At 59.0% G+C, this 17,356-nt stretch carries 14 protein-coding genes; 9 read left to right on the top strand and 5 right to left on the bottom strand.

Annotated elements, in window-relative coordinates:
• The first annotated feature begins 13 nt into the window (after nucleotides 1-13).
• The 3 genes from J0X15_RS04590 (at nucleotide 14) to J0X15_RS04580 (ending at nucleotide 4,177) form a co-directional block, all read left to right on the top strand.
• The gene (locus tag J0X15_RS04590) at nucleotides 14-1,174 is read left to right on the top strand and encodes a M20 aminoacylase family protein (RefSeq protein WP_206938572.1); all 1,161 of its coding nucleotides are present in this window, start codon (nucleotides 14-16) and stop codon (nucleotides 1,172-1,174) included.
• Nucleotides 1,175-1,268: 94 nt separating this feature from the next.
• Complete coding sequence (locus J0X15_RS04585; protein WP_206938570.1) at nucleotides 1,269-2,399, top strand: M20/M25/M40 family metallo-hydrolase; 1,131 nt, start codon at nucleotides 1,269-1,271, stop codon at nucleotides 2,397-2,399.
• A gap of 350 nt (nucleotides 2,400-2,749) precedes the next feature.
• Nucleotides 2,750-4,177 (top strand): alanine/glycine:cation symporter family protein, encoded by a 1,428-nt coding sequence (locus J0X15_RS04580; protein ID WP_206938568.1) that lies wholly within the window; start codon nucleotides 2,750-2,752, stop codon nucleotides 4,175-4,177.
• 70 nt (nucleotides 4,178-4,247) lie between these two features.
• Here J0X15_RS04580 and J0X15_RS04575 read toward each other — a convergent pair whose 3' ends face one another.
• A complete protein-coding gene (locus J0X15_RS04575; RefSeq protein ID WP_206938566.1) occupies nucleotides 4,248-5,132 on the bottom strand; it encodes a LysR family transcriptional regulator in 885 nt (294 codons plus the stop codon).
• A gap of 295 nt (nucleotides 5,133-5,427) precedes the next feature.
• Between J0X15_RS04575 and J0X15_RS04570 the strand changes: the two genes are divergently transcribed.
• On the top strand, nucleotides 5,428-5,781 hold the full coding sequence (locus J0X15_RS04570) for a RidA family protein (protein ID WP_206938565.1): 354 nt from the start codon (nucleotides 5,428-5,430) through the stop codon (nucleotides 5,779-5,781).
• Between the two features lie 294 nt (nucleotides 5,782-6,075).
• On the opposite strand, the gene J0X15_RS04565 is transcribed toward J0X15_RS04570, so the two are convergent.
• Nucleotides 6,076-6,828, bottom strand: coding sequence for an SDR family NAD(P)-dependent oxidoreductase (locus tag J0X15_RS04565; protein ID WP_206938564.1), 753 nt, complete (start codon nucleotides 6,826-6,828; stop codon nucleotides 6,076-6,078).
• Between the two features lie 181 nt (nucleotides 6,829-7,009).
• Between J0X15_RS04565 and J0X15_RS04560 the strand changes: the two genes are divergently transcribed.
• Nucleotides 7,010-8,332 carry an aminotransferase class III-fold pyridoxal phosphate-dependent enzyme gene (locus J0X15_RS04560; RefSeq protein WP_206938563.1) on the top strand — a complete coding sequence of 441 codons (1,323 nt, stop codon included), beginning with the start codon at nucleotides 7,010-7,012 and terminating at the stop codon, nucleotides 8,330-8,332.
• A gap of 92 nt (nucleotides 8,333-8,424) precedes the next feature.
• Here the strand turns inward: J0X15_RS04560 and J0X15_RS04555 are convergent, their stop codons facing one another.
• The 3 genes from J0X15_RS04555 to J0X15_RS04545 all read right to left on the bottom strand — a co-directional run bounded on the left by J0X15_RS04555 (nucleotide 8,425) and on the right by J0X15_RS04545 (nucleotide 10,858).
• On the bottom strand, nucleotides 8,425-8,934 hold the full coding sequence (locus tag J0X15_RS04555; RefSeq protein WP_209015080.1) for a hypothetical protein: 510 nt from the start codon (nucleotides 8,932-8,934) through the stop codon (nucleotides 8,425-8,427).
• A gap of 70 nt (nucleotides 8,935-9,004) precedes the next feature.
• Nucleotides 9,005-9,541 (bottom strand): CinA family protein, encoded by a 537-nt coding sequence (locus J0X15_RS04550; protein WP_206938562.1) that lies wholly within the window; start codon nucleotides 9,539-9,541, stop codon nucleotides 9,005-9,007.
• Nucleotides 9,542-9,589: 48 nt separating this feature from the next.
• Nucleotides 9,590-10,858, bottom strand: a complete 1,269-nt coding sequence (locus tag J0X15_RS04545) for a bifunctional 2-C-methyl-D-erythritol 4-phosphate cytidylyltransferase/2-C-methyl-D-erythritol 2,4-cyclodiphosphate synthase (protein WP_206938561.1) — start codon at nucleotides 10,856-10,858, stop codon at nucleotides 9,590-9,592.
• 175 nt (nucleotides 10,859-11,033) lie between these two features.
• Here J0X15_RS04545 and dusB point away from each other — a divergent pair, with 175 nt between their 5' ends.
• From dusB to J0X15_RS04525, 4 genes are all read left to right on the top strand, one after another.
• Complete coding sequence (gene dusB / locus J0X15_RS04540; RefSeq protein ID WP_206938560.1) at nucleotides 11,034-12,059, top strand: tRNA dihydrouridine synthase DusB; 1,026 nt, start codon at nucleotides 11,034-11,036, stop codon at nucleotides 12,057-12,059.
• Complete coding sequence (locus J0X15_RS04535; RefSeq protein WP_206939248.1) at nucleotides 12,059-13,195, top strand: two-component system sensor histidine kinase NtrB; 1,137 nt, start codon at nucleotides 12,059-12,061, stop codon at nucleotides 13,193-13,195. The genes dusB and J0X15_RS04535 overlap by 1 nt, the downstream gene beginning before the upstream one ends.
• Nucleotides 13,196-13,201: 6 nt before the next feature.
• Nucleotides 13,202-14,641: a nitrogen regulation protein NR(I) gene (ntrC, locus tag J0X15_RS04530; RefSeq protein WP_206938558.1), complete on the top strand. Its 1,440-nt coding sequence runs from the start codon at nucleotides 13,202-13,204 to the stop codon at nucleotides 14,639-14,641.
• A gap of 422 nt (nucleotides 14,642-15,063) precedes the next feature.
• A complete protein-coding gene (locus J0X15_RS04525; RefSeq protein WP_206938556.1) occupies nucleotides 15,064-17,355 on the top strand; it encodes a sensor histidine kinase NtrY-like in 2,292 nt (763 codons plus the stop codon).
• Nucleotide 17,356 lies beyond the last annotated feature (1 nt).

Raw genomic sequence — 17,356 nt, 5'->3', positions numbered from 1 at the left:
TTGAGGGAAGAAAATGCCAGTCTTGGACAAGATCGCAGGCTACGCAGAAGAGCTCACAGCGCTGCGTCAGGACTTTCACGCCAACCCGGAAATCGGCTTTGAAGAGGTGCGGACATCCGGCATCGTGGCCGATCTTCTGGAAAAATGGGGCATCGAGGTTCACCGCGGCATCGGCAAGACCGGTGTGGTGGGTGTGTTGAAGGGCGCCAAGGGGCCGGGCAAGACCATCGGACTTCGCGCCGACATGGATGCGCTGCCCATGGACGAGCAGAGCAACGTTGCCTACAGCTCGAAATCGCCTGGTAAATTCCACGGTTGCGGTCATGACGGTCACACCACGATGCTGCTGGGCGCTGCGCGCTACCTGTCTGAAACCAAAGACTTTTCGGGTCAGGTGGTGTTTATCTTCCAGCCGGCTGAAGAAGGTCTGGGGGGAGCGCGGGCGATGCTCGCCGACGGGTTGTTTGAAAAGTTCCCCTGCGACGAAATCTACGGCATGCACAACAACCCGATGGCCAAACCCAATCTGGTGGAAGTGCGCCCGGGTGTTGCCATGGCCGGCGCGACTTTCTTCGACATCGAGATCATCGGTCAGGGCAGCCACGGCGCCATGCCGCAGTATTCCAAGGATCCGATCGTCATCACCACGGCGCTGGTTCAGGCGCTGCAGAGCATTGTCAGCCGCAACGTCGATCCGGTTCACTCTGCCGTGCTGTCCGTGACCCAGATTCATTCGGGAACTGCTTACAATGTGGTTCCGGAAAAGGCAGTGATTTCAGGTACGATCCGCTATTTCGATGATGATGTTCGAGACCTGATTCATGAACGAATTGAAGATCTTTGCGCCGGTTTTGAAACAAGTTACCGGGTGACCATCAAGCCGGATCTGCGGCCGATTTTCTCGGTTCTGCGCAATGATGTCGAGCTGACAAAAGCCTATCTGGAGGCGGCAGCGGAGATCGTCGGCGGCGACTTGTCGACCGACGAGAAAGAACTTGTCACCGGCAGTGAAGACTTCGCCGACATGCTGAATGTCGTGCCGGGCGCTTATTGTAACATCGGCCATTCCGGTGGCGTGCCGGTCCATAATCCGGGCTTCGTTCTCGACGATGCCATTCTGCCGGTCGGCGCCAGCATCTACGCCCGCATCGTGGAAAAGCGTCTGGTTGCCTGAGGTCATTGATCGGTCGGGCGGGGCGATATGTCCTTGCCCGATCTGAGTCTTTCGACCTTTGCCCGAAAATCAAGAAACCCATCAGGATATTGTCATGAACTACCAAGAGCTTCCCTTCGACAGCCAGGAGATCCTTGCCGGATTGAAGCCCTGGGTGCTGTGCGAAAGCCCGACTTATGTGGCGTCTTCCGTCGACCGGATGATGGACCTTGCGGCCTATGAACTGGCGGCCTTGGGCGCCGAGATCGAACGCATTCCTGGTCGTATGGGTTTTGGTGGATCCCTGCGGGCCCGGTTGCCACACAAGAACATGGGCCAGCCGGGGATTCTGGTGAGCGGTCACCTTGATACTGTCCATCCGCTTGGAACTCTTGAGAAACTTCCATTTCGTATCGAAGACGGCAAGGCCTATGGTCCGGGTATCCAGGACATGAAAGGCGGTAATTACGTCTGCGTTGAGGCGTTGCGCCAGATCGTCAAGGCCGGTTGGGAAACCCCGCTTCCAGTGACTGTTCTGTTCACGCCGGACGAAGAAGTCGGCACGCCGTCGACCCGTGATCTGATCGAGATGGAGGCGGCGCGCAACAAGTATGTTCTGGTGCCTGAGCCGGCCAAGCCGGATGGTGGTTGTGTCACTGGACGCTATGCCATCGCGCGTTTTGATCTGAAGACCATCGGTCGCCCCAGCCATGCCAGCTGGGCTCTCAAGGATGGACGCTCGGCGATTGCTGCGATGGCCAGAAAAGTCCTCGAAATCGAGGCGATGACGACTGAGGACTGCACCTATTCCGTCGGCGTTTTCCATGCAGGCCAATGGGTTAACTGTGTCTCGTCGGAGTGCGTCGGGGAAGCGCTTTCCATGGCAAAGCGTCAGGAGGACCTCGACAAGGGCGTCGAGGCGATGCTTGGGCTGAATGATGCCAGCGGCGATGTGATCTTTGAAGTGACGCGCGGTGTAACCCGCCCCGTGTGGGAGCCGGATGCCGGCACCATGGCGCTTTATGAAATCACCAAGGGGATTGCGAAAGAAATCGGCTTCGATCTGCCGCACGGCAGCGCTGGCGGTGGATCGGATGGCAACTTTACCGGTGCAATGGGGATTCCCACAATTGATTCAATCGGTGTCAGGGGGGCTGGATTGCATACACTGAACGAGCATATTGAAATCGACAGTCTTGCTGAACGCGCGCAGCTGGCAGCCGGTCTGTTTCTGCGTCTCGATTAGACAAAAGTGGCAGAATCTGGCGCTCCATCTGCTTATGGATGGAGGGTTGACGGTTATATCCAGATGGCGGAAAGGGTGCCCTTGCGGCACCCTTTCTTGCGTTCAAGGTCTTCCAAACACGAATAGAATACGCGTTCTTCGGCTTAAAGCGGTGGTTTCAATCGATTAGTTTTTGATGAAGCGATCTTGCACTTCAGATAAAAACACCTCTAGCTTTATTTGCATGTGGTGCACTCAATCGAACAGCTTGCCGGAGAGCAGGATGAGATTGGCCCCAGGTCTGACCAAGGCGCGTTTGTCCCGACCAGATAACGTGTGCCTGGAAATTTAGTGTCTAAGGGGCAATCCGGATGGATTTTCTGAATTCAATTTTTAATCTGATCAATGATCTGACCTGGGGCTGGGCTCTGGTTCCGTTCCTGGTCGTTCTCGGCGTTTTCTTCACCATCGCCAGTGGCTTCGTGCAGTTCCGCTACTTCGGGCGGATGTTCCGGGTCCTGAAGGGCTATGATGACGCAGATCCTACCAAAATCAGTGCGCGTGAAGCGCTTCTGGTTTCCGTCGGCGGGCGCGTCGGCGGCGGCAACATTGCCGGTGTGGCTGTGGCGATTACAGCTGGTGGCCCCGGTGCCGTATTCTGGATGTGGGCCATTGCGTTGGTCGGCATGTGTTCGGCGCTGGTGGAAGCCACGCTGGCGCAAGTCTACAAGCGCACGACGCCGGAAGGCGATTATCGTGGCGGGCCGGCTCGCGCAATCATCCATGGGCTGGGTGAGAATTACCGCTGGTTGGCGGTGTTGTACTCCGTCTGTCTGATTGCGTCCTTCGCCATCGGCTTCAATGCCTTCCAGGGCAATACGGTGGCCGGTGCTGCCGTTGACAGCCTCGGCATCCCGCGTTTCGCAACCGGCGCTTTCCTGGCCGTCGCAACCGGCTTCATCGTCTACGGTGGCATTCACCGGATCGCCAAGGCGGCAGATTTCATCATTCCGATCATGGCTTTTGGTTACATTGGTCTGGCTCTGGTGATCATCTTGATGAACTTCACCAGCCTTCCTGGCGTGCTGTATGACATTGTGTCTAATGCCTTCGGCTTTCAGGAAGCTGTTGCCGGTGGCATGGGGGCCGCGATTGCCAATGGTCTGCGGCGCGGTCTGTTTTCCAACGAAGCCGGTCTTGGATCGGCACCGAATGTCGCCGCAACGGCTTATGTGCGTCACCCGGTGAGCCAGGGCATTACCCAGAGCTTTTCGGTTTTCATCGACACCATGCTGATCTGCTCCTGCACGGCTTTCGTTATCCTGCTGGGCGACGTTTATCAGCCCGGTGCAGAAGGCGTTGACGGGGTTGCGCTGACCCAGCAGAGTATTGTCGATCACGTCGGCGTCTGGGGGCAGTACTTCCTGACGGGGGCCATCTTCCTCTTCGCGTTCTCCTCCATCATGTATAACTACTACCTGGGCGAAAACGCGCTGAGCTTCATGACCGACAGCAAGGGTGCAATGCATGTGTTGCGTCTCGTGATTGTCGGCATCGTCTTCCTCGGTGCGGTCGCGCCAGGGGCAACGGCGGTGTTCTCGTTCTCCGATCCGATGATGGGCATTCTGGCGATCGTCAACTTGTTGGCGCTGCTTATGATGTTCCCGATTGCCATGCGGTTGATCACAGACTTCCGCAAGCAGCTGAATAGCGGCATTGCACGACCGGTCTTCGATCCGAAGGCTTTCCCGGATCTGGACACAGACGTCTCTGCCTGGCCGGATGCCTTGAAGAAGTGATCCAGCTCTGACGCTATTTCATGACAACGCCTCCCGGGCGATCTCGGGGGGCGTTTTATGTTTGAGGTGATCAGGCGTGCGTCACGGAGGCCAGAAAGGCGTCGATGGCGGCAACCTTCATCATGTCCTGCTGGCAGACGGCGTAATGGCCGAGTTTCAGGTTGGGATCTTCAATCGGAATGCCGACAAACGGGTCGCTGGGGGAGATTTCTGCGGCCATGGCGACGCCGAAGCCGTTTCCGGCGCGGATCAGACTGGCGATGGATCCCCAGGAGCCGAGGGCCAGAATCGTGTTGGGCGTCACCTGCTGTAATCGGGCAGCTGCCTCGAATATTCGCCGGGTCCCAGAGCTTGCCTCGCGCTGGATCAGAGGCAACCCTTCAAGCTGTCGCCAGGAAATCTGCTTTTGTGTTGCCAATGCGTGGATTTTGGGCACGACGAGGACGATGTGTGTGTGGGTAATGGTCTTGCAGGCATAGCCCTGCGGCGCTTCGCGTGCCGTGATGAAGGCGATGTCGAGAGCGCCGTCATTGAGATGTTCCATAAGATCGTGGCTGGCGGCGGCGCGCGCCTCAATCCTGATTTCGGGATACATGGTCATGAAGCGCGAAATGGCGGGAATCGCCAGCTGGTAGGTGGAGTAGCCGATCCGCAGCTCGCCCGCCCCGAGGACACTGCGGCGTGTCATGTCCGCTTCCAGATCATCCAGAAGCGCCAGAACAGCGCGGATGCGTGGCAACAGCCGCTCCAGCGCCGGGGTCGGCAGGGCCGTATATCCGGACTTGGTGAAAAAGCGGGTCTTGAAACGGTTTTCGATGGCCTGAATGTGATTGGAGACAGAGGGTTGGGCGATGCCGAGGGTCTTGGCGGCCTTGGTGAAGCTGCCGGTGGTGGCGACGGCTTCGAGGGCTTGCATCTGACTGATACTGAGTTTTTCCCGGCTTCGTTTGGCCATGACGTTTGCTTTCTGCAGCTGGGTTCGGACGCCCTGTGCCGAGCGGACATCTCACATCGGGCGGTCTGACGATGCGACACTGGTGATACGCCGGGCAGGGCGGGGCTGCAATCCTGCTGTGTCACAGCTGTGTTTTCCCCTGTCAGTGCGCTGGCCTTCGCCCAGGCCGAAGAGTATGACTTGGCCTTGAACGTCGCGGGACACCTGATCCCCTCGTGCGTCTCTAATTTCTTTTTGGCCGCCCCTGCAAAAGTTTCATCCGGGGCGGCTTACTTCTCCTGAAAGGACTTCTTCCATGGCTGACATCACTCGTCTCGACAGCGGCCCGCGCATGAGCCAGGCTGCCATTCACAATGGCATGGTGTATCTGGCAGGCCAGGTCGGTGTCGCTGGCGAAGGCGTCGCGGCGCAGACCAAGACCATTCTGCAGCGCATCGACGACCTTCTTGCCCGCGCTGGCTCGGACAAGTCCCGCATCCTGCAAGCGACCATCTGGCTGGACGATATGGCTGATTTTGCCGAAATGAACTCCGTCTGGGATGCCTGGGTCGACACCTCCAACCCGCCGGCACGCGCAGCTGGCGAATCCAAGCTGGCGACGCCCGAGTACAAGGTGGAAATCATTATCGTCGCTGCCCAAAGCGCTTGATTTAAGCTGACCGGTATTTGCCGATGACACGCAGACCACTCCCTGGTGCAGGGAGTGGTTCATTTTTTAGATGTTCCCCTGGCATCCTCGCCTGGACATCCCCACCTGCGGCATCGATGGGCTTGTCGTGTGGTGCTGTATCGGCATGGATCCTCGGGTCGAGCCCGAGGATGACGACTGTGGGGAGGAGGGGGGAGGCACTTGCTCGCCCGCCGGCTGTCCCGGCCTCGAGCCGGGACCTCGTAAATGTTGCACCGAGGTCCCGGCTCGAGGCCGGGACAGCAGCCCAAAAATTCAGCTGGAGTCGCGAGCGACTTGCCAGCCGCCCCAGGACTGGCTGACCGGCATCATCTCGATGGAATTGAAATTCAGATGCCTTGGCTGCGTCGCGACCCAATGGATGGTGTTGGCGATGTCCTCCGGCTGGATGGCATGGGCGCCCTTGTACAATGCGTCATAGGCCTGCTGGTCGCCGCCGGTGCGCACCAGGGTGAACTCGCTCTCGCACATGCCCGGCTCGATGGAGGTGACGCGGACGCCCTTGCCGTGCAGGTCGGAGCGCAGGCCGAGTGAGAACTGGCGCAGGAATGCCTTGGTGCCACCGTAGACGTTGCCGCCGGGATAAGGCCAGGTCGAGGCGATGGAGCACAGGTTGATGATCATGCCCCGACGCTCGATCAGTTCCGGCAACAGCCGGTCGGTCAGGGACAAAACGGCGGTGATGTTGGTGTCGACCATGGTTTTCCAGTCCGACAGTTTGGTTTGCGGCGCAGGTGCTGTGCCGAGTGCCAGTCCGGCGTTGTTGACCAGAAGCGTGATGTCGCGAAATCCTTGCGGCAGTGCATCAATGGCAGCATTCATCGCGTCCTCATCAGTCACGTCGAAGCTGGCCCCGTGGAAATTGTCGCCGAGTTCCGCCTTCATGGCGTCCAGGCGCTCCCTACGCCGACCGGTGCCCACGACCTTCCAGCCGTTCTGGCAAAAGAGACGTGCCGTCGCCTGGCCGAAGCCAGCCGTGGCACCTGTGATGAAGAGCGTTCCGGTCATGGGGAGATCCTGTGAGGCATGATGAGTATTCGCCATTGTTGCGAGCGTCGGGCCGACTGACAAGGGTGCTTGGGTCCAGAGTATCCTGCTGGCCTCACGAAATCTGGGCGCTGGCTCTAACCTTGGTGATCGGCACGGATCCTAATGGGGGCAATCGTTTTGCCTGCAAGGACCCACAGTCATGACCCAAATGCCGATCAACATGGACCACCACTGGATGCCTTTCACCAACAATCGGCTGTTCCATCAGGAACCGCAGATGTTTGAAAAGGCCAAGGGCGTGCGTTACTGGACGCCGGAGGGCCGTGAGGTTCTCGACGGTTCGTCCGGGCTGTTCACTTGTGCTGCCGGTCATGGCCGTCCGGAGATCGCCGAAGCGGTCTATTCCCAGCTGCAGACACTGGACTATACGCCGCATTTCCAGCGGGCCTCGGCGAATTCCTTCGAGCTTGCGGAGAAGCTGGCGGGCATTCTGCCAGAAGGCCTGGACAGGGTGTTCTTTGCGTCGTCCGGCTCGGAGGCCGTGGATTCCGCCATCAAGATCTGCATGGCCTATCACAAGGCCAAGGGTGAGCCGCAGCGGACCAAATTCGTCTCCCGTTCCTGGGGCTATCATGGGGTCAATCTGGGCGGCACATCTCTGGCGGGCATGGTCGGTAATCGTCGCGACTTCGGTGGTGTCACCGTTGATGTGGTTCACATGCGTCATACCTGGTCGGAAGAGCAGCGCTACACCTGCGGGCAGCCTGAATCCGGCGCTCATCTGGCCGACGACCTTGAAGAGATCTGCAAGACCTACGGCGGCGAAACCATCGCAGCAGTCTTCGTTGAACCGATCGCCGGATCCATCGGCACCATTGTGCCGCCTGTCGGCTATCTGAAGCGCTTGCGGGAAATCGCAGACAAATACGGAATTCTGCTGGTGTTTGATGAAGTCATCACCGGCTTTGGGCGCACTGGCGAGGCTTTCGCAGCACAAGAATTTGGCGTCACACCGGACGTGATGACGATGGCCAAGGCGCTGACCAATGGCACCATTCCAATGAGTGCGGTGGCGGTGAAGACTGAAATTCAACAGGCTATTTTTGACAGCATTTTAGCCGACCGTCCGGAGCTGATGCATGGCTATACCTATTCGGCCCATCCGGTTGCTTGTGCCGCGGCACTGGCGACGCTCGGCATCTACGAGAAGGACGGCCTGTTCGCACGTGGCAGGGCGCTGTCGCCGACGTTCCTTGATGCAGTCTTCTCGCTGCGCAATTTGCCCCAGGTCAGTGACTTGCGCGGCTACGGCATGATGTCCGGTATTCAGCTGACACCCGGCGCCACTCCAGGCGCGAAAGGATCGCTGGTACAACGCAAGCTGTTCGACGCGGGACTGCATGTGAAGGCAACCGGCGACGCCCTGATCTTTGCCCCGCCACTGGTGACCGAAGAAGGTGATCTTGGTGCCATGGTCGACATTTTGCAGAAGGTTCTGGGGCAAGTGGAACTAGCGGCTTAAGCCGATCGGGCGTCAGGCAAAGTGAAAAGACAAATAAACTCCCGGCCGCAGGGTCGGGCGTTTTGTTTGCGTAGCACATATGTCCGGCGCGATCAGTTGGCGTGGTAACTGCCTTTGGCGCTGTCGCTTTTCCCCGGGGTTTCTTGAAACGCCCGGGCGATTGCACTGAATCGATTGCCGCCGCCACGGCCGCTGTCTTCGCTCATGCTGCGATAGGCGACAATCACTTCACGCGCCTCGCGTGCAATGCCGAGGTCATCCAGCGAGACCTGCTGATCGGGATTGCTGCAGAGCGGGCGCCAGCCTTTGCCGAAATTATATTCGACCTTCATCGTGCGGCGGTTCTCGACTTCGATCTGGGTCCAGGCAACCGTATAGGGCAGCACCCAGTAAGCACGACCGCAGTAGGTGACCTTGTACAGGCCTTCCATCTGTTCGTTGTAAATCTTGTGGCTGCCGGCAAAAACCCCACCGAATGCACGTGAGATCATGTAGGTGTCACCGGGTTTCGGCAACTCGTCCTGGGCCTGAGCAGGGAGTGACAACAAGCCTGAAAACAACAGAACAGCGCCGGCAATACTCCGGCAAGAAGCGGTCAACATAATGGAATTCCTGCAGAATGGAAAAGGTCACGAGGACCTTTGCTTGGTAAAATGAATAACGTATGCGTCCTTATCTTCCTTTAGGCATACAGAGAAAATTTGAAATAAGTTTTAAACAATAGGCAACAGAGGCAAGTCGGACGTCTGTTCTGTCCATTGCCTCAAAAAGTGCAGAAAAAGTTCTCACATCCTGCCCCTTGATGGCGAGGCCGAAATGCACCGTGCCAACGGGCTTCTGTGGTGTGCCTCCGCCCGGTCCAGCAATGCCTGTCACGGAGATGGCAATGTCGGCGCGTGAGTTTGCCAGAGCACCAGCGGCCATTTCCGCAGCGACTTGCGGGCTGACGGCGCCATAGTTTTCCAGACTGGCCGCCGTGACGTTGACCAGATCCTGCTTTGCCTCATTCGAGTAGGTGACAAAGCCGCGGTCGATGACATCCGAGGATCCGGGGATGCCGGTCAGCAGGCCGCAGATCAAACCGCCAGTGCAGGATTCTGCGGTCGCCAGCATCAGCTGCTGCTTCGCGAGTGCAGGAATTAATTCCTGTGCGTTGCGATCAAGCTCGTCCCAGTGCGGGGCAGATGTGGGAGGTGAAATGTCGGTCATCGGTTCAGGTCCTCGGCAGCACGGGGTGCGGCGAACGGCGAAAGCGGCCTATTCGTCGTCGAAGGGAAGGCGGATGGTGGCGCAGGCGAGACAGGCAATACCTTCCTTGCGGCCTGTAAAGCCAAGCCGCTCAGACGTCGTGGCCTTGACCGAGACGCGGCCGATCGGAAGATCGCAGATTTTTGCAATGGAAGCGCGCAGGGTATCACGCACAGGCCCGATCTTCGGGGCCTCGCAAACGATGGTCACATCCGCATGGGCCAGGCGGCCACCGCGTGCAGACAGGCGCTGCAGCGCGTAAATCAGGAACTGGTCGGAGGCGGCACCTTTCCACTGGGGATCGGAGGGTGGGAAGTGACTGCCGATATCGCCATCGGCAAGAGCACCGAAGATGGCGTCGGTCAGAGCGTGCAGCACCACGTCCGCATCCGAATGGCCTTTCAGCTTTTTTGAATGCGCGACGGGAACACCGCCCAAAATAACGGCGTCGCCGTCCTCAAAGGCATGAACATCGTAGCCCTGGCCCATGCGCACATCCGGAAGGCTGGCCAATGTCGGGCGTTGGAGTGTCGTTGGGAGCGGCGCGGTCATGATTTGTGTCTCTCGTGCAAGGATCATCTCGGCGCGATCCAGATCGTCTGCGGTGGTGATCTTGAAGTTGTCAGGCGCGCCTAAAGTCAGTGTGACGGCATGCCCGGCCCATTCAGCCAAGCCGGTATCGTCGGTAAAGTCGAGGCGGCCAGCTGTCTTGGCGGCTTCATGGGCGTCGAGTATCTGGGGAAAGGCGAAACCCTGAGGGGTTTGAGCAGCCCAGAGATTGGTTCTGTCGACGGTCTGCAGATGGCCGGGGTTTTCCGGGGCAATCCGCTTCAGAGTGTCGAAGACGGGAACCGCCGCGAGGCAGGCCGGAGCGCCAGTCTTCAGGGTGGAAATTGCGTTGGCAATGACCTCGGCACTGACCATTGGCCGTGCCGCATCATGGATGAGTACGAAGTCTGGTGCAGTGCGCTGAAGCGCCTTCAGGCCGTTTGCGACCGACGCCTGGCGGGTTTCGCCACCAAACACCGGTGGTTCCAGGTGCCTGTGGATTGCGGCGGGCAGGCTGGTGATAACCGTTTCATAGAGCCGCAGGTCATCCGGGTGGATTACCACCATGGCCTTCGCTATACCCCGATGGGTCAGAAAGGCCTCAAGTGTGCGTGCAAGGATCGGTTTACCACCTAAGTCCCTGTATTGCTTGGGCAGATCCTCAGAAGTTCGCGCCAGTCGCGTGCCGCGCCCGGCTGCGACGATCAAAGCTGCCACATGTTTGGTCATTGTCAGGTCCGTCGGTTCTTCATTCTGGCTGCGTGGCCAGGGGCCTCAGTTTCAAGGTCTTAAAGACAGGCAAAAGCGGATTTAATCAAGCGCGGGACCGGCTTAGAGGTAGATTGCCTCTTGTCGCAACGCAAAAAATGGCTACGGTATAGGCAATAACGGGCTTGCACAGGTTATGAGCAGTTTGACTGAAACGTTCCCACAGGACCCCTTGCGCATTGGTCCCCATGAACTTGCGAACAGAGCTTTCCTGGCGCCGATGTCCGGCGTCAGTGATTTGCCGTTCCGACGGATTGCTGCGCGCTACGGCGCGGGACTGGTGATCAGTGAAATGGTTGCCAGTGAGAGTTTTGTAAAGGGTGATGCGGAAACCCAGATGCGGACAGAGGCTCAGGCCGACGGGTTGCATGTGGTTCAGCTGGCCGGTCGCGAAGCCCACTTCATGGGCGAGGCAGCCAAGGTGGTGGCCGGGGCTGGTGCTCAGGTCATCGACATCAACATGGGATGCCCGGCCAAAAAGGTCACCAGTGGCTATTCCGGTTCGGCTTTGATGCGTGATCTCGACCATGCTTTGACGCTGATTGACGCAACGGTTGCCGCGGTCGACGTACCGGTCACTGTTAAGATGCGGCTTGGCTGGGATGAAACCAGCCTGAATGCCGCGGATCTGGCACGGCGGGCAGAAGCTGCGGGTGTTCAGATGGTGACAGTGCACGGGCGAACCCGGAGCCAGTTCTACAAGGGCACGGCGAATTGGCGGGCCATTGCGCAGGTCAAGCAAGCCGTTTCGGTGCCCGTGGTTGCCAATGGCGACTGCTGTTCGGAAGCCGATGCAGTGAAGATGCTGCGCCAGTCAGGCGCCGATGCGGTCATGATTGGCCGCGGGGCTTACGGCAAGCCATGGCTCCCCGGTGCCATCGGTCATTTTCTTTCCACCGGCACCTATCGCCGCGCCCCGTCGGGTGCCGATTTCGCCGCTCTGGTTGCACATCACTATGAGGATATCTTGCAGCATTACGGTAAAGGCGCGGGCCTTCGAATCGCCCGCAAGCATTTGGGATGGTATCTCGACGCCGGTGCGGAGGTGGCTCCGGTGGCGTCTGATTTGCGGCGTGCCCTGATGACCTCAACAGACCCGCAAGAGGTGGTGACGCTTCTTGGTGGCTGGTTCGACGGCCTGAACACCAGGAGCGCGGCATGATGACCCCCAGCCATACCTCAAGCGGACGGGCAGAGGCTCTGGCCAGCGATGGTCCGACCATTCTGGACACGCTGCCGCATCCCGTGCTGCTTGTGGCCCCGGACGGGGTGGTTGAAACCGCCAATATGGCGGCAGAAATCTTCATGCGCTGCTCCGTGTCGATGATGCAGCGGCACCCGATTGATTACTTCATCCCCTTCGGCAGTCCGCTTCTGACCCTGATCGAGCAGGTGCGGGAAACCGGGGCTGCAATCAACGAATACAAGGTCGATATCGGCTCGCCGCGTATCGGGGCGCCAAAGATCGTCGACATTAATGCCGCGCCGGTTGTCGGGCGTCCGGGGGCTGTGGTCCTGATGTTTCAGGAGCGCACCATGGCGGAGAAGATCGACCGTCAGCTGACCTCACGCGGGGCGGCGCGCACTGTCACCGGCCTGGCTGCCATGCTGGCGCATGAGATCAAGAATCCGCTTTCAGGCATTCGTGGCGCGGCGCAGTTGCTGGAACAGTCGGTGCCCGACAGCGACCGGCCGCTGACCCGGCTGATTACCGACGAGACCGACCGGATCGTCAAACTGGTCGACCGGATGGAGGTCTTCTCCGACGAGCGGCCAATTGAGCGCGACCCGGTCAATATTCATGTTGTGCTCGACCACGTGAAACGCCTGGCTGACAGTGGTTTTGCACGGAACAAGCGCATCCAGGAAGCCTATGACCCTTCTTTGCCGCCGGTGTTTGCCAACAAGGATCAGCTGATCCAGGTCTTCCTCAACCTGATCAAGAATGCATCAGAGGCAATCGGCGAGGATCCGGATGGTGAAATCCGGATCACCACAGCGTTTCGGCCGGGCATTCGCCTGTCGGTGCCGGGTACCGGCGAACGGGTGAGCCTGCCGCTCGAATTCTGCGTTTACGACAATGGGCCGGGTGTTCCCGAAGACCTGCTGCCCCATTTGTTCGAGCCCTTCATCACCACCAAGACCAATGGCACCGGCCTTGGACTGGCCCTTGTGGCGAAAATCATAGGTGACCATGGCGGCGTGATCGAATGCGACAGCCGTCCGCGACGCACCGTGTTTCGAATTCTAATGCCGGCCTTCGTCGAAACCGACGCCGGCTCTAGCGACAGGACGTAAGTGATCATGCCAAGCGGCACAATCCTTGTAGCAGATGATGATGCAGCCATCCGCACCGTACTCAATCAGGCCCTGTCTCGGGCCGGTTATACGGTTCGCCTGACATCAAATGCCGCCACCTTGTGGCGCTGGGTTTCCTCAGGCGATGGAGATCTGGTGATCACGGACGTGGTGATGCCGGACGAGAATATCTTCGATGTTCTGCCCCGCATGAAGAAGCTGCGGCCGGATCTGCCGGTCATCGTGATGAGTGCGCAGAACACCTTCATGACAGCCATCCGGGCATCGGAAAAAGGTGCCTATGAGTATCTCCCGAAGCCGTTCGACCTGAAAGAGCTGATCGGCATTGTCGGGCGGGCTCTGGAAGAGCCTAAGATGGTGCGCAAGGTCGAAGGCGAGGACCTTTCTGAAGGCATGCCGCTCGTCGGTCGGTCTCCTGCGATGCAGGATATCTACCGGGTGCTGGCGCGTCTGATGCAGACCGATCTGACCGTGATGATCAACGGCGAATCCGGCACCGGCAAGGAGCTGGTTGCCCGCGCGCTGCATGACTATGGCAAGCGCCGAAACGGACCGTTTGTTGCCATCAACATGGCCGCCATTCCGCGTGATCTGATCGAGGCTGAATTGTTCGGCCATGAGAAGGGCGCTTTTACCGGGGCGCAGAACCGCTCTTCCGGCCGTTTCGAGCAGGCCGATGGCGGCACCCTGTTTCTTGATGAAATCGGCGACATGCCGATGGAAGCACAGACCCGGCTGTTGCGGGTGCTGCAGCAAGGCGAATACACCACTGTTGGTGGGCGCACGCCGATCAAGACGGATGTCCGCATTGTCGCTGCGACCAACAAGGACCTGCGCAACCTGATCAATCAGGGGCTGTTCCGCGAAGATCTGTACTTCCGCCTGAATGTCGTGCCGATCCGCTTGCCGCCACTGCGCGAGCGCGTCGAGGACATCGGTGATCTTGTGCGCCACTTCTTCACCATGGCGGAAAAGGAAGGCTTGCCGCCGAAGCAGCTTGACCAATCTGCGCTGAACCAGCTGCGGCGCTATCGCTGGCCGGGTAACGTTCGTGAGCTTGAAAACCTGGTTCGCCGACTGGCAGCCCTCTATCCGCAGGATGTCATCAGCGAAGGCCTGCTGGAGCAGGAGTTAAACCAGCCGACGGTGTCACCGCTGGAAGAGGACGGGTCGGAGACGATCAATCTGAGCGGGTCGGTCGAGCGCTATCTCAACGGCTATTTCGAGAATTACGGCGATGCACTTCCGCCTCCGGGGCTCTATCACCGGATCCTGCGTGAGGTGGAGTATCCGTTGATCAGTGCCGCCCTTGCAGCCACGCGGGGCAATCAGATCAAGGCCGCCGAACTTCTGGGCGTGAACCGCAACACGCTGCGCAAGAAGATCCGCGATCTGGAGATCCAGGTCATGCGATCTTCTCGCTGAGAACAGTCGATTCCTGGAACCGCGCTCGGGGCGTCGCCTCGGGCGCGTTTTTATTTGCGCGAGCGACCTTGGGAACTCGCGACGGGGAGATTCGCCAGAATGTCCTTATGTGGTGCGATATGGCCTCACTCGGTAGTTCGATTTGAAGTTCTTAGCGGGCAAAGCAGGGCTTTCAATGGCAGGTTCTGTTGCGCCTTCCCTGGAATAAATTGCTGAACTAAAATATATAATTTCAGTTTGAACTGGTGGTCAGCGGTTTTTTGAGCCTGGCCTGTAGACAGTCCGGGAAAGCCCTGACAATGTCTCATTTTCGCAACAATGTGTGGTAATTGTGTTGTTGCACCGCAGATGGAATGCTCCTCTGCAAGGCGGTCGAGCGCGTTATACAGGAAGGCCCGGTATAAGGGTCGTGTTGGGATGGTATGATCTTGGGATCCGTACAAGGGGCGGTCGGCGCGCAGGTGTCCAGTGGCAAACTGGGTCGCAGGCTTGGGCTGGCCATCATGTTGTTGGCCCTGATTTCCATCGGCATCACTTTCTTCATTCTGACCGGTCTGACCTCCATCGCGCCGACCCAGAACGTCATCTGGACGGCGATGTCGGTGAACGGCGGTCTGGCAGCGTGTCTGCTGGTCGCCATCGGATGGGAAATCACCAAGCTTCTGAACGCACGGCGTCGCGGCCGTGCTGCTGCACGGCTGCATGTGCGCATCGTCACCCTGTTCAGTATCGTTGCGGCGGTTCCCGCCTTGCTGCTGGCCATGTTGGCCGCTTTTACGCTGGATCGGGGACTGGACCGCTGGTTTGAGGACCGCACGCGCCAGATCATCGATAATGCGCTTGTTGTGGCTCAGGCCTATCTGCAGGAGCATGCACGGGTGCTGCGCGGTGATATCATCGCCATGAGCAATGACGTTGATCGGGCCCGATCTGTCTATGATTTCGAGCCGACGCGCTTTGATGCGTTTTTCAGCGCCCAGGCATCGGTGCGTGGCCTGCTGGCTGCCTTCATCGTCGACAGCGACGGCACGGTGATCACCCGGATCATTCGGGATCCGCGGGTGAACATTCTGCAGCCTCCCAAGCAGAGCCTGCAAAAGGCCCAATCCGGCGAGCCGATCCTGATTGCGCCCGGCGTGTCGAACCTGGTCGGCGCGGTGATGAAGCTGTCGGCCTACAATGATTTTTACCTCTACGGGGTGCGTGCCATCGATCCTCGGGTGATCGAATACCAGCGCCTGGCAGAAGAGGGGGCTTCCGCCTACCGCGACATGGAAGGCGCCCGTTTCGGGGTGCAGGTGGCGTTTGCTCTGGTTTATCTTGGCGTGGCGCTGATCCTGCTTCTCTCGGCGATCTGGATCGGCTTCGGCTTTGCCAACCGACTGGTGGCGCCCATCCGAACCTTGATTTCAGCCGCAGACGAAGTGTCGAAAGGCAACCTCGCGATCAAGGTGCAGACCCACAGTTCAGAAGGCGATCTGGCCAATCTGGGGCAGACCTTCAACAAGATGACCGGGCAGCTGGTGGGCCAACGTGATGCGTTGCTGGCAGCGAACGAGCAGATTGACCGGCGGCGCAGGTTCAACGAGGCGGTGTTGGCGGGTGTTTCCACCGGGGTGATCGGCATCGACGAGGATTCGTCTATTGTGCTGGTCAATCTGTCTGCGCAGAACCTGCTTCAGGTGGAGGAAATGGAAATCCTGCGTCAGCCGCTGACGGAAGTGATGCCGGAGCTGGCAGACTTCCTTCAGCAATCGCGGGATCGGGCACATGAGCGTTTTCATGAAACGCAGATCGAGACCACCCGCGGTGGACGCCAGCGCATGTTGAATGTGCGGCTGACCTCGGAGCAGTCAACCCGCCAGGAACATGGCTATGTGGTCACAATCGACGACATTACCGATCTGGTTTCGGCGCAGCGCAATTCGGCCTGGGCGGATGTTGCCCGACGCATTGCCCATGAGATCAAGAACCCGCTGACCCCGATTCAGCTGTCGGCGGAACGTATTCGCCGTCGGTACGGCAAGAAGATCGAGGAAGATCGTGGTGTTTTCGATCAATGTATCGACACGATCATCCGTCAGGTTGGCGACATCGGGCAAATGGTCGACGAGTTCTCGTCATTTGCGCGAATGCGCAAGCCCTCGAAGGCTAAGGCCGATCTGCGGAATACGGTGCGCGAATCTGCCTTCATGCAGTCGGTAGCGAACTCGGATATCGAGATCACAACGGAGCTGCCGGAGGCACCTGTCGAGGCGATTTTTGATGCTCGCCTTTTGGGGCAGGCGCTGACCAATGTCATCAAAAATGCCGGTGAGGCGATTGAAGGGCGACTTGCGGCGCCTGCAGAGAACGGCGAAGGCCCGGATGCTGGCACACGACCGGCACAGGGTCGCATCAAGGTAACGCTGAGCGAGGACAACGGCCGGATTACCATTGATGTGCGCGACAATGGCATCGGCCTGCCGGCAGAAAACCGGCAACGTCTGCTGGAGCCATACATGACGACACGTGACAAGGGGACAGGGCTCGGCCTCGCCATTGTTCGCAAGATTTTGGAAGACCATGGGGGCGGCATCGAGCTGCTTGATGCACCGGACAACGAGTTGGGGGAAACAGGCAGCCTTGTGCGTCTGACCCTGTCCGCGACTGCCGCTGAGGATGAGGACGACGCAGACGCCGAGCCGGCGGAGCGTCAGGGAAAGACTGTGTGAT

Origin of the sequence: Roseibium limicola (assembly GCF_017313085.1) — a bacterium.
Taxonomy (GTDB): Bacteria; Pseudomonadota; Alphaproteobacteria; order Rhizobiales; family Stappiaceae; genus Roseibium; species Roseibium limicola.
Note: the sequence above shows the minus strand (reverse complement) of the source record. Positions and strands in the feature narration are given on the sequence as shown.

Excerpts from the sequence above, each read along its gene's own strand:
- J0X15_RS04590 (WP_206938572.1), top strand. The coding sequence starts at position 14 with ATGCCAGTCTTGGACAAGATCGCAGGCTACGCAGAAGAGCTCACAGCG.
- J0X15_RS04585 (WP_206938570.1), top strand. The coding sequence starts at position 1,269 with ATGAACTACCAAGAGCTTCCCTTCGACAGCCAGGAGATCCTTGCCGGA.
- J0X15_RS04580 (WP_206938568.1), top strand. The coding sequence starts at position 2,750 with ATGGATTTTCTGAATTCAATTTTTAATCTGATCAATGATCTGACCTGG.
- J0X15_RS04575 (WP_206938566.1), bottom strand. The coding sequence starts at position 5,132 with ATGGCCAAACGAAGCCGGGAAAAACTCAGTATCAGTCAGATGCAAGCC.
- J0X15_RS04570 (WP_206938565.1), top strand. The coding sequence starts at position 5,428 with ATGGCTGACATCACTCGTCTCGACAGCGGCCCGCGCATGAGCCAGGCT.
- J0X15_RS04565 (WP_206938564.1), bottom strand. The coding sequence starts at position 6,828 with ATGACCGGAACGCTCTTCATCACAGGTGCCACGGCTGGCTTCGGCCAG.
- J0X15_RS04560 (WP_206938563.1), top strand. The coding sequence starts at position 7,010 with ATGACCCAAATGCCGATCAACATGGACCACCACTGGATGCCTTTCACC.
- J0X15_RS04555 (WP_209015080.1), bottom strand. The coding sequence starts at position 8,934 with ATGTTGACCGCTTCTTGCCGGAGTATTGCCGGCGCTGTTCTGTTGTTT.
- J0X15_RS04550 (WP_206938562.1), bottom strand. The coding sequence starts at position 9,541 with ATGACCGACATTTCACCTCCCACATCTGCCCCGCACTGGGACGAGCTT.
- J0X15_RS04545 (WP_206938561.1), bottom strand. The coding sequence starts at position 10,858 with ATGACCAAACATGTGGCAGCTTTGATCGTCGCAGCCGGGCGCGGCACG.
- dusB (WP_206938560.1), top strand. The coding sequence starts at position 11,034 with ATGAGCAGTTTGACTGAAACGTTCCCACAGGACCCCTTGCGCATTGGT.
- J0X15_RS04535 (WP_206939248.1), top strand. The coding sequence starts at position 12,059 with ATGACCCCCAGCCATACCTCAAGCGGACGGGCAGAGGCTCTGGCCAGC.
- ntrC (WP_206938558.1), top strand. The coding sequence starts at position 13,202 with ATGCCAAGCGGCACAATCCTTGTAGCAGATGATGATGCAGCCATCCGC.
- J0X15_RS04525 (WP_206938556.1), top strand. The coding sequence starts at position 15,064 with ATGATCTTGGGATCCGTACAAGGGGCGGTCGGCGCGCAGGTGTCCAGT.